Raw genomic sequence first — 15,727 nt, forward strand, 5'->3', positions numbered from 1 at the left:
CACAGCCCTGCTCAGCCGTACCGCGGCCCGTCCGCGTCGCCCGCCAGGTGCCGGACTGACGCCCGGAGTTCGGGTGGGGCGCTACGGCGGTCCGGTGGGGGCAAAAGCGGGCCTGACCTGCGCTGTGATCGGTTGTGAGTGGGTCGTGGCGTAATCGGCATCCCAGCGTCGCCGAAAAGACGGCGACCCCTCGATGGTCTCTGACCGAGGAGTACTGATCATGAGTGTGTCCGACACGATCTGGCCCGCCGCACCCCTGGACGCCGTCGACGTCGCGTTCGCGGCGCTGACCAGCGACCCGGCGCCCCTGTCCCTCGACCTCGACATGTTCGGTCCGGATGACGGCCTGCCAAGGGGTTTCGTGGCGCTGCCGGCGCTGCGGGACTGGCTGCTGGCGAACCCGCGCGCCTACACGGCCCGCGACGCGGTGTGGCGGGAGTTGATCCGTCGTGCCCGCCTGGACGGGCCGCAGTGGGTCATCGCCGCGGTCGGCATGGCGATGCCGGCGCTGCGCCGCTACGCCAGGCGCTTGTCTGACGGCTACCGCGGTGACCCCGCCGACATCGGCGCGGAGATCCTCGCGGGTTTCCTGGCGGCGCTGCGGAACCACGTGGCCGTGGCCCGCCGGGCGCCGTACGCGTCGTTGTGCCGGGCCGGGTGGCGCGCCGGCCACGCGCTGCGACAGCAGGCCAGCGAGTTCGTTCCGGTCGAGGACGTGGAGCGCGTCACGGGACCGCGGACCCCGCAGGTGCCCTACGGGCATCCGGACGTGCTGGTACGCCGCGCGGTGCGCCTGGGGATCCTCGACGCCGACGACGAGCAGCCCTACATCGACGTGCGACTGGGACGGCGGGCCATGGACCCGATCGCAGCCCGGATGGGCATCAGCACCGACGCCCTACGCATGCGGTTGGGTCGCATCGACACCCGCCTCGCCGAAGCCCTCGCCAACGGCATGCTGAACGGCGCGGCGTCCCCGCAGGCCGCCGAGGCGTTGGCGGCGCAAGCCGAACGCCGGGCCAGTCTGCGCGCCGCCAGCCGCCGTCGCCCCTCCACCACCACCGCCACGTCGACGGCAGTCGCGTAGGTCGGCTCCCTCTTCTCGCGGCACCGTCACCTCCCCCGGTGAGGGCTCCTAGGACGGATCACCTCAACTGAGAAAACCCCTCGTTGTGAGTGGCTGTGAGTGGCTGTGAGTGGGACAGGCGTTCGCCAGAGCACACAAACGGCGGTTCCTTTAATGACGGCGCCACAAGCCGCGCTCCGATTCTCGCCGTACCGAATAACCGGCCGGTGATCCGGCCGCGCGGACCAGCCAGCTCCGTGCCCGGGCTGCCGTCCGGGCACGGAACGGCGATCTGGCAACGCCCTGTCACGCGCTGCGACGCACGACCGCGGGGGCGTGATCCGCCCGAGGTGTGCCGCATCGACGCGGTCACACGGGCTTTCATCCGTCCCTGCCACCCTCTATCCGGGTGGCGCATCTTGGAGGTACCGGTCATGTCAACCACCTACCATTCCCAGTTCACTGTCCCGTCCACCCGACCGATCCCGGTGGAGCTGCTCCTGGCTGAGAGCGGCCGCATGCGCCTGCGCGACTGGTGGGCCGTCGAGATGCTCGCCGAGCACCGCGTCCTGACCACCGCGCAGCTCACCGCACTCGGCTTCGCTACCACCACGGCGTCGGCCACCCGACGTCTGGCGATCCTCGCCCGACGCGGCTGGATCGACCGCCTCTGGAACACCCGCGCCGCGGCCACCGCCGACACCTCGTGGTGCCTCGGCCCAATCGGCGCCCAACTCACCCCACTCGACGAAGACCGCGACGTCACACCGGCGCAGGCGTACCGGGCCCGCGACCGGCTCCGCGAACACGCGGGGCTGCCCGGCTTGCTGCAGGCCAACACCTTCTTCGTCGACCTGGCCACCCACGCGCTCACCAAGCCCGGTAGTGACCTACGCACCTGGTGGTCACCGCGCACCTGCCGACACGTCACCGCGGCCCGACATGCCGCCTGGCACGGCGAGTACATCCACGACCGCGACCGCCACGCGTTCTGGTACCAGCCCGACCCCGGCGAGATCCGTCCCGCCGACCTCGCCGACCACGTCCACACCTACCGGCGGCTGGCCGAACAGACCGGCCTGGCGACCCTGCTGTTCCACGCCGCCGACCCGCAGCGCGAGCAGGACCTACGCCGCTACCTCGAGCGCCGCAACACGCGGCACCTCACCGTCGTCACCAGCAACCCCGAGCGCGGCCACCCGGCCGACCCGGTCTGGCAGCCGATCGGCGAGACACACCGCCTCGCCCTGACCGACCTTCCCCCCACCCCCGAGCAGTGGCCGCCCGACACCGTGACCTTCAAGGAGGTACGACCCCGAGCCCCGCACCCCATCTACGACCCCGAACGCCCCTACAACGAATCCGTCGCCGACGGCGAGTACCACTACCCGCCGCGCCCCTGACCAACCGACCGCTGCTCCTCGACCGGCCCACCCGGGCCGGTCGAGGAGCAGACCGGGGCGGCCAACAAAGCGATCACCCGGTCACTGTCAGGAGGACTACCGGAGGTTGCCGTTCGCTTCGAACCCGAACGGCAACGCCGACGGCTCTCACACCGCAGGCCGCAGCCGCTGCGACCAACTTCGATCGACAGGCGACTGTCACCGGAAGTTCGTCACACGCGCGAGACCAGGCAGGTTGGCATGTGCAACAAGGCTTGCGGACAGCGCCTGGGGACCTCCGGCTGCTTCCGCCCGCTGGCGGCCGCGGGGCGCACCAACCTCACACCCACTCGCACCTCTGACCTTGGAGCAACAACGATGATCACCCCGCACCGCGAACCTCACCAGCGTCACCGGCCCGACTCACACCCACCCTCACCGCACCGTCACGCCCAACCCGTTGTGCCCGGCGCTTCAATGGTCAGTGCCGATCTCCGTTCTACCGTCCGTCTTGATCCTGACCCCCAACCCGACCCCTCACGGCCGCTCACAGCCCAGGTCAGCCCCGCTGTCAGGAGTCTGGGACCGCTCCAGACAGACCCTCCAGTCTCGGGTCTCTCCCCCAGGGCTTGTGCCCATGGGTAAACACCTACCGGCCGCGGATCCGCTGCTGCGTCTGCAGGCCAGCATCACCGCCCGCGACGACCGGCTCCTGGGCTGGCTCTACGACCACGGCGTGCTCACCACCGACCAGATCGCCGCCGCCCTGTTCCCATCCCTGGACTTCACCCAACGCCGGCTACGCCGCCTCACCGCCCTGCGGGCAGTCGACCGGTTCCGGCCCAACAAAGCCGACGGAGGCTCCCACCCCTACCACTACGTCCTGGACCAACTCGGCTACGACCACGTCCACGCCCAACGCGGACTCCCACGAGGCCGCCGGGATCAGGCACGCCGCCGCAAACACTTTCTGACCAACCGACCGGACCTGCCGCACCTGCTCGGCGGTAACCAGGTCTTCATCGACCTCGCCGCCCACGCCCGCACCCACCCCGACACCGAGCTGGCCCGCTGGCAGCCCGCGTCCGCCTACCACGAACCCGGCACCCTCTACCGCGAAGGCGGCGACCCGAACATCATCATCGCCGGAGCGACCGGCTTCCCCCGCCCGGACGGCGCCGGAATATGGACCGAGGGCAGACGGTCCGTGCCGTTCTTCCTCGAGTACGACACCAGCGGTGAGAACCTGCAGGTCCTCATCGACAAAATCATCAAATACGAGCGGCTCTACCTCCTGAGCACTTGGGCATGGCCGGTGCTGTTCCACCTACCCTCCGCACGACGCGAGGCGAACCTGCACCACCGGATCGCCGGCACCGACCCGAAGGCGGCCATCGCCACCACCACCGCCGAACTACGCACCGCACTCGCCGCCAGCCCCGCCCACCAGATCTGGCAACTCCCCGGCCGTACCGGCCGTCACCGCCTCATCGACCTGCCCTACACCGACACCCACCACGACGACCAATACCCCACCCACCACCAGCCCACCCTGGACGAGCGGGCCGCCTAATGAGGGGAGCGGAACACGAGGGGGCTCGTAGGCGACCCCGCCGGCCGCCATCGCCGCTCCGGTATGGCTGCTTCCCGACGAGCCCACCTTCCGCGCGACGTCGCAGCTCGCTGGCCGCGTCACCGCCCAGACCCGCGCCCAACGTCACTACGACGAGGCAGCCGCAGCCTCCGTCCGGCGAGAGCGCATCGACCTCGTCGGCGACATCCTCGACGCCGCCGACGAGGTCACTCAGCTCTTCTACGCTCCCGCCGTCGCGCAGCTGCTCACCTCCTGGTACCCCGCCACCCTTTCCGACCTGAACGACCAAGACCCCGAACTCGTCGACACGGTCCTGGCTGGGTGGCCAACCGCGACGACCCGGACCTGACCCACCAAGCCCGCGCCGCGCTGCTCGACTGGCACGTCAAGGCCTAGACCACTCAGGCCGAACAACTCCGTACTGCCGGCGACCGCCACGGCGGCCACCCCTGGCTGCGCGCCGCCGCCACACTCGCCGACCGCTACCAGTTCCTGCCCACACGGGAGCTCAGCCTCCTACACCACCGTCAGCCCAACAGCTGGGAGCACGTACAGGCGGCGGCGCTCGATGGTATCCAGCCGCCCGCGAGAATAAGTCGCCGCCGTCAGAGAGCACCCGTGCGGCCGGTGGCAGACCGCCCATCACGGCAGACACCCCTACGACCAGCCTTGGCCGCCAATGCTGCCTAGAACTACACGGCTGTCTCCGAAACAAGCGCCGCGCTGGGCGCGCTGCGCAGGCTTTGCGGCGTGCGGGTTTGGAATTCGGCCACGAGTGCGCCCAGCCGTGGAGCCTTGAGATCCTCGCAGTCGAGGCGGCGCTGGCTGCTGACGCGCGGCGGCGGATAGCTGCTGCTCGCCCGATCGCTGGCAGCGGCATGGGACTCGGTGCCGTACGGCTCGCCGCCCTACTCGGTGCCGCCCTCGGCACGATTGTTTGGGACGCAGTGCTGCTCAGGGCCGCCTGCCACACCGTCTCGCCGCGTCCGCCGCCCTCACCCGCCGGGTGAGCTGGGGCGAGGGTGGTGGCGTGGTCTTCGGGCTGCACTGCGCGGCGCCTCTGCCATTCTTCTGCATGCAGCTCAGGAAAGGATCGGTCGCAGGGCGTCCACCCTCGCTGCAGGCCTTGCGCATCGGATCAGTGACCGGGCGACAGCCCCGCCGCTGCATCTCGTGGTGGATCGTTGACGAACCTTTCAGGCGCGGACAGAGTTGCTCTCCATAGCGGTCCTGTCGGCTGATAGGCAGGGGAGCTCTTCGAGCACGAACGTGCCGAGGCAACTTCCTAATCCCTACGGATTTGCCCATTCCCTACTGGCGAGGAATGCCTATGGTGCCATGGCCAGGCCGGCGAGGTCGGGCGGCGGTTGCCAAGCAACCTGTTGAACGCTGTACCAACAGGCTTCCTTCTTGCACCACTCCGTGATGTTCGCCGAGTCGGGCGGATCGATGATGACCTGGCGGACGAGCTCGGTTGCGTTCGGGATCACGGCGACCACCGAACTGGGCAGGCTTTGTAGACGCCAAACCAGGTCAAGGTCGATTCCCCCGCCGAGCCGCTCCAGGATGAGGGCCATGACGTAGGCGGCGGTCTGACCGGGGTAACCCCCCAGCTTCATGCCCAGGACACGGGAGCGGATCCGTTGGAAGAGGATGCCCTTAGCGATGAGGTGTTGGAAGTACTGGACGCTCGGCTCGTCTCGCTCGTCGAGGTGGCACTGCAGCGTCCATTCGTGGAAGCACTTCTCGGCGCCAAGGCTGACGGTGTGGGGTTGCCGTAGGTAGGCCATCTCGTACTTGGCAGCGTCTGTCTTGCCGAAACGCTGGGCCGGGGGATGCTCCTGCTCGAACCTACCCAGCTGGCCTCTGCCGCGCAGTCGGCTGCGCTCTACCTGGTACTGACCCCGGACGCGTTCGTAGTACCAACGGGTCTGGCGGGTGGCGCCGCCGACCGCCGGTGCCCACACCGCCCGGGAGACGCGTTCGAGACCTACGTGGAAGGCACCATTGGCCTCGAAATCGGCGGGCCGGATGGCGTTCTGCGAGTTGGCGTAACGCGATATACGCGGCACCAGTTCGTCGAGCATGTCGGCCGGCACAACGGTGATCTTCGCCATGACGTGGACGTCGCTCAGGTCCGCCTTGAGCGTGGCCGCGTGGTGTAGCGAAGCAGTGGTCTGCCCGCCGTTGACGATCTGCAAGTCGTGCAGCCGTGTGAGCACGGTGGCTCCGTCGACCGTTCGGACCGCGACGTCGGTGGCGGTGGCCGAAATGCCGTTGTTGTAGGCCAGAAAGCGGCCAGGGGCCGTGCGGAGGGTCGTGTGGATCTCTTTGTTCACGCGTCCGCGCGCCTGTAGATAAGCACGAACATTGCGCTGCAGCAGTCGGCCGCTGTGCTGTTCGTAGAGATCAGCCAGCAGCTGCCCCGGCAGCACGGCGAGCAGGCAGCGATAACCATCGGACTGCTTCGGTGACTCCAGTACCGGCACCACCTCGCCCATCGCCTCAAGGTCAATGACGATTTCCTCCTGCACACGCCCTGAGGTTGCCAGCCGGTGCAGCCGGGTGATGTCCCAGACGTCGTACGTGGCTGGTAGTCCAGCGACTGTGCCCGCGTCGAGGCGGTCGAGCGTGGTACGCCCGTCGGTGACGAGCAGTATCCGAACCTTTCGGAGCTGTTGCCACTCGGCGTGGATCCTCTGCGCCATGTCGTACGCAGGTGAGGACTCCTCCATCCGTCGGTGCAGGCCGTCGCGGCAGGCCTCGGCGAACGCGGCAGCACGGCGGAAGAGCTGGTCGACCTGGCTTCTGGTGACTGTCGTGGCTCCCCGATCGGTCGCCCTGGTCACCAGATCGAGAACGGTGCCGTCCTGGCCGATGTGGTACCCGGCGACCTCGAGCGACGGGCGGCCCGTCTGCCGCAGGTAGCAGACGTGCAGGTCCTCTAGTGCCCCGTCGGCCATCAGCCGTTCGCCGACCACGCGTACGAACATGTCGCCGTTCATGCTCTCAGGCTCGAGGGCCAGCCGCTGGTTGACCTCGACGCGAAGGTCCTCGGCGAAGTCCGCAAGGTCCGTGTTACCAGTCACGGCACCTCCTCAGGGGTGTGCTGACGCAGCAGCTGCGCCAGGTCTCGCTCGGTGAGGAGGAACGGGGCGCACTGGTCGAGTTCCACCGAGTAGCTCACCGAGCGGACCCCGGTGGGAACATCGCGAGAGGTCAGGCGTGGAAAGCCTGGAACCACTCGGTAGCAACGTCGCGCCGTGAGACCGTAGCGCTCACGCTCGTACTGGTGGCGGTGCACGTCGAGCCAACCGGCGTGCATCAGGCGTTCCTCCAGCAACAACCGATACCCGGCCAAGGCAGGGTCGGCACGCACAGAATCGATGATCTCGGGCAGGGTGACGCCCCCGTCGAAGCCGGAGCGCACGCTCTGGTGTACCAGGCACAGGAGGTCGATGTCGGCGCTGTCGAGCTGGCGTTCGTTGCTGATCCGGCAGTGTTCCGGATCGCGGTACGACACACACTTGACCTCCAGCGCGGCGCGGCCGTACCGGAAGTCCTGTGGGGCGCCCGTCGGCCCCACCCACGCCTGCAGGGCCGCTGGCCCCCAAGCGGGCAGGGCGATCTCGCGAAGGGCGACGAGTTCCCCGAAAAGGCCCAGCTGAGCCTGCGCCGAGAGGCCGGTGTTAAGTCCGGCCGCCAGCATCTTCTGCCAGCACCGAATGCGGTGTACCAGCGCCGCTGTCGGCTGGACGGCGGCGGTACCTGCGTGGTGGACGAGGTCGGCCACCAGAGTGCAGAACAGCTCGGCCTCGACGTTCGGCTCGGCCTGCACCCGGACGGTTCCGCCCTGGGTGCTGCACCTGAGCCCGGCGGTGTTCAGTAGCTGCTGGTCGTCAACGGCGTCAGCGGCGGTGACGACCAGGGCTCGCGTCCGTTCGGGCAGCGCGACCTCGACGTGGATGTCGAGATGACGCAGATCGGCACGCAGCCGGCGCCGCAGGACGCCGGGCTGGTCGGGGGGCGCGAGTTCCATCTGGGCGAACAGGCGGGCGATCTCGTCAACGGTGGGTGCGGTCACTCGAGATCGTCCTCGGACTGGCCCAGTTCCTCGGCGCGGAGGCTCTTGGCGAGGTTCTCGATGAACACGTTGTTGACCTTGTACTGCAGGCGCTTGGCGTTGTCGGACCGCGGGAACGGAACCGCGAACCCAATCAGGAGGTCATCGTCCTGGTTGGTACCCGGGTCGACGCGATAGACCACGAGCAGGCCCTCTGCGGGGTCCCGCATCCTGCGCAGCACCTGTCCACTGGGGCGTTTCACCGTGGTCTGGTCTCCGGCGAGTGCCTGGGTACGTTTCTTCGCGACGGCGAGCTGCTCGGCGTCGAAGCCGATCGCCTCGTCGGTGGGGCTGACCAACACGCCGACCTCGTGCTCCCTGCACCTAGCGGGGTCGCTGTTGGTGGTGTTCTTCCGGGTGATACGCCGCAGCTCGACGCCGTCGATGGTGTCGGTGGTGTCGGCCTTGCCGGCGACGATCGCTACGATCCACCGGGTCAGCTCGCCCTTGCTCTCCTGGGCCTCGATGTACTCGACGAGGACCTTCGGGGTGGCCTGGACGTTCCGCAGCGACGCCCGGAAGTCGTTCAGGAATTCCTTGACGACGGCAGCGGGCACCTCGGAGCGGAAGTAGCCTCGTTGACCGCGGGGGCGTCGTTCAACCGGAAGCTCGGGACAGTTGAGGGTGTTCTCGACCAGCCGGTCGAACACCGTCTTGTTGGCTGCCTTGGTTACGGGATCGGAGAGCATAACGAGTGTTTCGGGTCGCTCACCGGAGAAGGTGAAGGACAGCGTGGTGGCAGATCGTCGCTTGGCTGCGGCGGTGACCTGGAGTTGACCGTAGCCATCTTCGATCTTGAGCCCGACGTCCCTGGGGGTGTCGCCGTTCTCCGCCACGGTGGCGACCACGTCCATCAGGTTGCGGTTGGCGCGGGTGATGTGGACGTAGTAGTCGACCAGTTCCTGGGTCGTGTACAGGCGGGTGACGTCCAGGTAGCCCGGCCGATAGCCGAACCAGCGGCCCATCTGCAGCAGCGTGTCATAGGCCTTCGACGCGCGCAGATAGTAGGAGACCGTCAACCCCTCCAGCGTGAGACCCCGGGACAGTTTGTCGCCCCCGACGGCAACCACAGTCACCGGCGTGGATCCGTACTCGAGTACGTCCTGCGCAGTGCCGTTGATCGCCTTGACGTTGCCCGCCGCCTCCGCAAGCACCTCGGGCAGGATCTCCTGCACCTCCTTGAGGACCACCGGCTCGCCCACAGCGTCACCGAGGTTGTCGCGGGCGGCGAGGTCGAGGTGCACGGGAACGAAGTCCTGCTTCCAAAGCTTGGACAGTCGTCGTCGCAGCGCCGCACCGGCCGCGCCGTGGTCCCCCCACGTGTCGCGCATGTGCGCGAGGTGCTGACGGACCTGGTTGACGACAGCGGTCTGAATGTCGGTGAACCGGGTGACATGGATGAGCATGGAGTTGTGGTCGGGCCGACCGCCCTGCCGGGCGGCACGGACCTTACGCACCGCGGTAGCCAGCACGAAGGCGTCGATCGCGTTTACCAGTGAGGCAGGCAGCCGGGCCGGTGGCCGGTGGCCGCCCTTGTGCTTGTCGGGCATCCACGTTTCGTGGTCGTCGACGACGCTGATGATCGGTAGGGGCTGACGAACCTCGTCGGCTGTGGCGTCCTCGAGCCCGAAGACGGTCTCCGGGCCGCAGTAGTTCGTCGGCGGCCGCAGTGCGAGGACCAAGTGGCGCGGAAACAGATCGGGACCGTGCTCCGGATGGTCGGTGTCGTGCGGGATGAAGATGTTGCCGAACGGGGTGGCCGTATAGGCGAGGTAGGCCCTCTTGTCGAACAGACCAAGCAGGTCACGGATGGCGGCGTTAATCGCGGTGGGGTCGTGCTCGGGATCGCTGTGCGTCTTCTTGTCAGGAGTCTTGCGCGTATCGATCGACGCGTCGTCGGCCTCGTCGTCGATGAGCAACAGCGGCAGGTCGGCCAAGGCGCCGTCCTTGTTGAAGTTGGCCAACCAGCGAGTCAGGTTCTCCAAGATGCTCTTGTACTTCTTGACAACGATCAGAACGCGGTTCTTGCGCAGGTCGACGGCGGTGCTCTGGGCCACTGCCTTCTTGAAGTCCGACTCAGTGGTCGTCAGTGGGAAGCACTGCACGGGATGGCGGAGGCCCAGGGTGCCCACGCCGATGTCGCCGAGTCCCGCACCCTCACCCCGGGTGCGGGTGACCCTGGTGTTGAACCCGAGGAACTCCAGATCCAGCCGTGCCTGGGTCTGGGTGCGCAGGCTCTCGTGTCGCCCGGCGAGCACGATCACCACGTGGTAACCGGCGTCCACAGCCTTGCAGATGGTGCCGGTGTAGTTGGCGGTCTTGCCGGACTGCACCTGCCCGTAGACCAACCCGTAGAAGGCCCACGGGCCGGCGCGTTCTGGGTCCTCCAAGCGGTCGAGGATCACATCGGTCGCCTCGTCCAGGGCCTCCACCGGCTGGGGTTTCCAGCTCCGACGGGACGCGAGCCAGGTGCGGTAGCGGTTCCAGTAGTCAAAGGAGATCTTCTCCCGGCGCTCCGGGTACCACGGTTGGTGGGCGTCGGGACTGGTCACTGCCACCGGGCGAGGTACCCACACGTCGAATCGCGACTCCAACTCCTCGACTAGCCGGTCAACATCGACAGGACCAATCACGCTGGCAGGCTTCGCGGCGGTCTCGGCCGCCTCGCGGATCCGCTCGATCGTCCGATCGGTACGAGGCTGGCTCAGCAAAAGCTTCTCGGCGACGTCGAGGGCCATCGTGAACGGATCAATGAGCACCTGCTGCTCCTTCGGCGTCCAGGGCGCGGTCGAGCGCCTCGGGGAAGCGATTGAACGGCTCGGTCGACCGGAGGGCGGCGACAACAGCCTGCCGGCTGTGCGGTTCGTGGGGTAGCGCGGCGACCGCGGCGCGGAAGAGTGCGGCCACCTCGTCTTGGCCAGCGCCGTCGAGAGGTGCCTGCGCCGCGCGGTCGGGAGCGGCCGACACCTCGGTAGCGATCAGACTGACGGGCAGTGCCTCCTCCACCAGTCGTAGGGCCACCTCTACAGCCGCCTTTTCCTGGGCTGCCAGCGCAGCTGCGACAACTGGATGGTCCCGGTTGATCTGGTAGCCGATCTGGCCCCGCCGGCTGCGCTGTTGCCAGACGAAGGTCAGTGCACCGCTGTCCCTCCGGCTGGAGGGAACCACCGACGTGCCACGGTGGCGGAAGACCTGCTCCGAGCGCGTGCGTGTGAGCACTGCGATCTCGCGTAGCCGGTCCCGTAGTACTGGTGGCGGGCTGACCCGGGCCTTGCGTATGTCTACCTGCCAGTAGTGGTCGTCGTCGCTGGTGACCTCGACCGCTATGCGTGCGAGCTGGCATTGCGGCGTGCGGCGCAGGCCGGCGAGTCCGAGCCAGCCTCCCAGCGTAAGGAGACGGTTGTTGCGGTAGACGTAGAAACCCTGGTGCGAGTTCCAGCCCGACGCGCCGGTGGCTGCCAGGGTCTCGACGTTGGTAAGGCGAGATGGGTGCGGCAGGACGTAGGGTGTCACGCCAGCGGTCGACAGCCCGCCCTCCACCAGCGCGGAGCCGAGATCCTGGGTCGCTGGGTGCGCCGTCAGAAAGGGGTCCCAACCCCGCACCCGTTGGCCACCGACGGCCAGACGAAGGCGTCCGTCGCGCAGGAAGCGACCAAACACCGCTGCCAGGTGGTCGCGCACGCGGGCCATGCCGTCGGTCAGCTGACTCCCGTGACCACAACGGTCGAGGTCGCGCCACAGCACCATCGTCCCCGGGGAGGCCATCCCGAGTTGCTCTGCTATGCGTAGCGCCTCGTCATCAAGGCTGTCGAGGACGTACCAGTCGCCCCGCTCAGCGACGAAGCCTAGGTCCCAGGTGCGGGCAGCCGTGGTGCCCGCATCCGTGCGCGTGAGAACGGTGAGCCTGCGGGCCTGCGAGAACGAGGCGGTCTTCAGCCCGAGGCCGAACCGGCCTAGGTCCCCGCGTGGGCGCGCCGCCAGAGGTCCATCCACGCCTAGGTGCATAGCCCGGTGGAGCTGGTCCTCGGTCATGCCCCTGCCGTCGTCGACCACCGCCACCCAGCCGGTGCCCCGATCAGCGTTGTACTCCACGCTTACCGAGCGGGCACCGGCAGTCACACAGTTGTCGACCAGATCGGCAATCGCGTCCGGTAGGTGATAACCCAGGGCACGCAGGGACTCGATCAGAGCAGCGGCGTTGGGGGGTGCGTGCAGTGCGCGCGGCTCGACCGTCATCGGTGCCCTTCACTCGTGTTACAGGGCGCCAGCATACGACCTCTCTCCGACGTTCTCCGCCCCACGAACGGGGCGGGATCACCGCGACCTGGTGAGGTTGGGGGCACCGGGCGTGCGGGCGGTCGGACCACCTAGAGTGTCCAGACCGACGGGCGCCACCGAGGACGACCCGGACAGCGCTGCGACGTGACGAAAAGCGATCATCGTCGTACAGTGTGCCTGACCGGTCGTTCATACACGCGTGCGACCGCAGTCTGCGTGAGGTATCGAATGGGGGGACGGCGTCCGGGTGGCCACCTATGGTGTGAAGCTGCAGCGGAGCGACGACCTTCGACTCCTCCCCCGCGAGGACGGCTGCAACCTGGAGTCATTCCCGCAGTGGTGCGAACAAAGGTTGGCTGCGGGAGGGCGTCTTGCTGTCGACCTGTTCTCCGGGGCCGGCGGGTTGAGTCAGGGTCTCACCGATGCAGGTTGGACCGTCGCCGCCGCCGTGGACCATGACCGCAAGGCGCTGGACACTCATCGGGCGAACTTTCCAGGGCTGGCTCTGGACGTCGACCTCGGAGACAAGGTCGCCCGAGCCGACCTTGTGCGACTCCTCCGACGGACCGAGATCGACCTCGTCGCCGGAGGACCGCCCTGCCAGCCGTTCAGCCGGGCGGGACGCAGTAAGATCCGCAGCCTCGTTGATGCCGGCAAGCGCGACGCCGAGGACCACCGCAAGGAACTGTGGCGTGCCTTCGTCGACGTCGTCCTCAAGGTCCGCCCCCGTGCGGTGCTCATGGAGAACGTGCCGGACATGGCACTGGGCGATGAGATGTTTGTGGTGCGCACCATCGTCGCGATGTTGGAGCAGGACGGCTACCGCACACAGGTGCGACTTGTGGACGCATGGCGATACGGGGTTCCTCAGCACCGCCAACGGCTGATCCTGCTCGCTCGCCGCGACAGCGGATCGTTCGCCTGGCCCCAGGAGGTTGAGCAGTTCACCACCCTGAGGGAGGCCATCGGTGACCTGCCACGGCTCGAGCTCGGCACCGGCGGACGCCGGATGGAGCACACGTCCAAGGACCTGAGCAAGTTCGCCCTACGCATGCGCCGCGGCGCCGAGACCGATGTCGTTTTTGATCACATGACCCGCCCGGTGCGCGACGATGACCGCCAGGTCTTCTCGCTGATGACCTCGAAGACCCTCTACTCGGCTATCGACCCGAGCCTGCGTCGGTACACCGCCGACACCTTTGATGACAAGTACAAGCGCCTGGACTGGGACGACCGGAGTCGGTCGATCACCGCGCACATCGCCAAGGATGGCTACTGGTACATCCACCCGGAGGAGCACCGCACCCTCACCGTCCGTGAGGCAGCACGCATCCAGACGTTCCCCGACAGCTTCCGTTTCGCCGGAACCCGGAGTGACGCCTTCCGGCAGATCGGCAACGCCGTACCGCCGATGCTCGGTGAGGCCGCCGCGCTGGCGCTGATGGCTCAAGAGGAACCGTCAGACGACGAGCACCGCGAGTGGAGTACCGTCCGCAAGATTCTCGCTCAGCACGCCACCCGTCAGCGTCTGGGCGATCACTGGTACCTGCTGCCTTCGCAGGGTCGCCCACCGGCCCTGGCGGCGCTGGTGGCGATGATCGGTGGTCAGCCTGGACTCGGCGCCACACTGGAACCCCTGCGAGACACAGCCCTCCTGACGCGGCAACTGCTGGAGCGCGTTCTTGACGGTAGGACCACGTCAAGGCTTCGTAACGCCGTTGAGCGGCTCGCCCCGCTGCTGGACGACCCCGACGTCGCTCACGACCCCGACCAACTGGAGATCAAACTCCGACTGCGGGCAGCCGAGGCAGACCTATTCCGGCTACTCCTCGGCGAAGACCGCTTGGTGCCCAACCAGACGGCGACCCGTGTCGCAGCACGAGTGGTCGGCAGCGACTCACACACGACGAACCGGCTCACCGCCGGCAGGCTCGACCTTGCGCTGCTGGTCGGGTCCGGGGTGCACGCAGCATCGCGCATGGCGGCCGTGCGACTACTGGGAGCTACCGTTTGCCGGACTGAACCCAGCAGGCAACTCTGTCGAACATGCCCACTTCGCAACAACTGCCACTTCGGCGCGCGCTTCGTCAGCTCTGGAAAGCCCGCTGCACCTGTCGGGCCGCAGCCATCACATCAGCTTTGATCTCACACTCCCACAGTCGCAACACCCGCCAACCTGCATCTGCTAGGGCAGCATCATTGCGGCGGTCCCGCTCCTGGTTGTCACGCAGTTTCTGACGCCAGCGATCCGCATTGGGTCCTCGGAAGGCCCGCGGTCCGTGCTGGGGACAACCGTGCCAGAAGCAGCCGTCAACGAACACTGCCAACCGTCGCCCCATGAACACGAGATCGGGTTTGCAGCGGCCGACCACCTGTCGCTGTAGCCGGAAACGCATCCCGAGGGCGTGCACGGCGCTGCGGAGGGCGATCTCTGGTCCTGTGTCGCGTACCCGGCGCCCGCGCAGATGTGCGCCGGCCTGGGTCGAGACCCAACCCCGAGCGTCGGTGCCGCTACCAGAGCCCGCCTGCCCCATGCCACCAGGATAGTGATCGGCATGGCCGACCACCCGGCCGCCACATGGAGCCTGAAGAAGCCTTCCCAAGGCAGACCACAACCGGACCGGCTTACGGCCACTTCTCGGCAGGTCGTCGTCGTCCTGCTGGCGACCCGGTGATCCAAGCGGCCAAGAACCTCCCCAAGGCTACGACGGGCAGGGCTGCCAGGAAGAAGCGCCTAATGACTCGCCAAGGCTCAGCAGTTGAACAGTGACTGCTGCCCGTCCACTTCCACGCGATCCTCCACGGGTTGTTCATCATTCGAGGACGGCCCCCAGCACAGGGGCGGCGGCGGATCGTGTTCAGCCTTGGCCAGAATCGCCGCGGCCAAATCCATCATCTCCTTGATCGACCACGCATGGATAGTCAGAAACTGCGGACGTAGGTCATCGAGGTCGAATCCGCAGGACGCGCGCTCAACCAGCGGCTGCAACCAGTCCGCGTGCGCCCGATCGATGGCGGCCACAACCACCGGCCGATCGACGCTGAGACGTTCGAGTATTTCGCCCAGCTGATCGAAGCACAGTTTGCGGGCGGGGGACTCGTACGAGTCAGACGGATGATGGCTGCCCCGGCCCCGCCATGGTGGGCGACGCCAGCATGGTCCCAACGCCGGCAGGCATCTCAGACACGAGATGCGAGCCCCCGGCGACATCACCACCCGCTCTCCGTTGCGGGTCAGGTTGCGCGACCTGCGGCTCACGATCGTCAGCCCGCCAGCCGAAGTG

Annotated in this window: 10 protein-coding genes; 4 read left to right on the forward strand and 6 right to left on the reverse strand. The window is 67.7% G+C overall.

Annotated features, from left to right (window positions below):
* Nucleotides 1-220 precede the first annotated feature (220 nt).
* From AB0B94_RS00650 to AB0B94_RS00660, 3 genes are all read left to right on the forward strand, one after another.
* Nucleotides 221-1,087, forward strand: coding sequence for a hypothetical protein (locus tag AB0B94_RS00650; RefSeq protein ID WP_357266714.1), 867 nt, complete (start codon nucleotides 221-223; stop codon nucleotides 1,085-1,087).
* Between the two features lie 413 nt (nucleotides 1,088-1,500).
* Nucleotides 1,501-2,469 carry a replication-relaxation family protein gene (locus AB0B94_RS00655; RefSeq protein WP_357266716.1) on the forward strand — a complete coding sequence of 323 codons (969 nt, stop codon included), beginning with the start codon at nucleotides 1,501-1,503 and terminating at the stop codon, nucleotides 2,467-2,469.
* 616 nt (nucleotides 2,470-3,085) lie between these two features.
* Nucleotides 3,086-4,021 (forward strand): replication-relaxation family protein, encoded by a 936-nt coding sequence (locus tag AB0B94_RS00660; RefSeq protein WP_357266719.1) that lies wholly within the window; start codon nucleotides 3,086-3,088, stop codon nucleotides 4,019-4,021.
* A 1,349-nt stretch (nucleotides 4,022-5,370) separates the two neighbouring features.
* Here the strand turns inward: AB0B94_RS00660 and AB0B94_RS00665 are convergent.
* Genes AB0B94_RS00665 through AB0B94_RS00680 form a run of 4 tightly spaced genes read right to left on the reverse strand, consistent with a single transcriptional unit; the run spans nucleotide 5,371 to nucleotide 12,401 of the window.
* Entirely contained in the window at nucleotides 5,371-7,131 is a 1,761-nt protein-coding gene (locus AB0B94_RS00665) for an AIPR family protein (RefSeq protein WP_357266722.1), read from the reverse strand.
* Nucleotides 7,128-8,126, reverse strand: a complete 999-nt coding sequence (locus AB0B94_RS00670) for a PD-(D/E)XK motif protein (protein WP_357266725.1) — start codon at nucleotides 8,124-8,126, stop codon at nucleotides 7,128-7,130. The genes AB0B94_RS00665 and AB0B94_RS00670 overlap by 4 nt, the downstream gene beginning before the upstream one ends.
* A complete protein-coding gene (locus AB0B94_RS00675) occupies nucleotides 8,123-10,924 on the reverse strand; it encodes a Z1 domain-containing protein (RefSeq protein ID WP_357266728.1) in 2,802 nt (933 codons plus the stop codon). Before AB0B94_RS00675 ends, AB0B94_RS00670 begins: the two co-directional genes overlap by 4 nt.
* Entirely contained in the window at nucleotides 10,914-12,401 is a 1,488-nt protein-coding gene (locus AB0B94_RS00680) for an ATP-binding protein (RefSeq protein WP_357266731.1), read from the reverse strand. Before AB0B94_RS00680 ends, AB0B94_RS00675 begins: the two co-directional genes overlap by 11 nt.
* A 289-nt stretch (nucleotides 12,402-12,690) precedes the next feature.
* Between AB0B94_RS00680 and AB0B94_RS00685 the strand changes: the two genes are divergently transcribed.
* Nucleotides 12,691-14,586, forward strand: a complete 1,896-nt coding sequence (locus AB0B94_RS00685) for a DNA cytosine methyltransferase (RefSeq protein WP_357266734.1) — start codon at nucleotides 12,691-12,693, stop codon at nucleotides 14,584-14,586.
* Here the strand turns inward: AB0B94_RS00685 and AB0B94_RS00690 are convergent.
* Together AB0B94_RS00690 and AB0B94_RS00695 are read right to left on the reverse strand one after the other, a co-directional pair.
* Nucleotides 14,531-14,977 (reverse strand): very short patch repair endonuclease, encoded by a 447-nt coding sequence (locus AB0B94_RS00690; protein ID WP_082171379.1) that lies wholly within the window; start codon nucleotides 14,975-14,977, stop codon nucleotides 14,531-14,533. The two genes, AB0B94_RS00685 and AB0B94_RS00690, sit on opposite strands and share 56 nt — an antisense overlap.
* Before the next feature lie 218 nt (nucleotides 14,978-15,195).
* Nucleotides 15,196-15,471 carry a hypothetical protein gene (locus AB0B94_RS00695; RefSeq protein WP_357266738.1) on the reverse strand — a complete coding sequence of 92 codons (276 nt, stop codon included), beginning with the start codon at nucleotides 15,469-15,471 and terminating at the stop codon, nucleotides 15,196-15,198.
* Between the last annotated feature and the right edge of the window lie 256 nt (nucleotides 15,472-15,727).

This window comes from Micromonospora sp. NPDC048986 (assembly GCF_040649335.1).
Classification (GTDB): Bacteria; Actinomycetota; Actinomycetes; order Mycobacteriales; family Micromonosporaceae; genus Micromonospora; species Micromonospora alfalfae.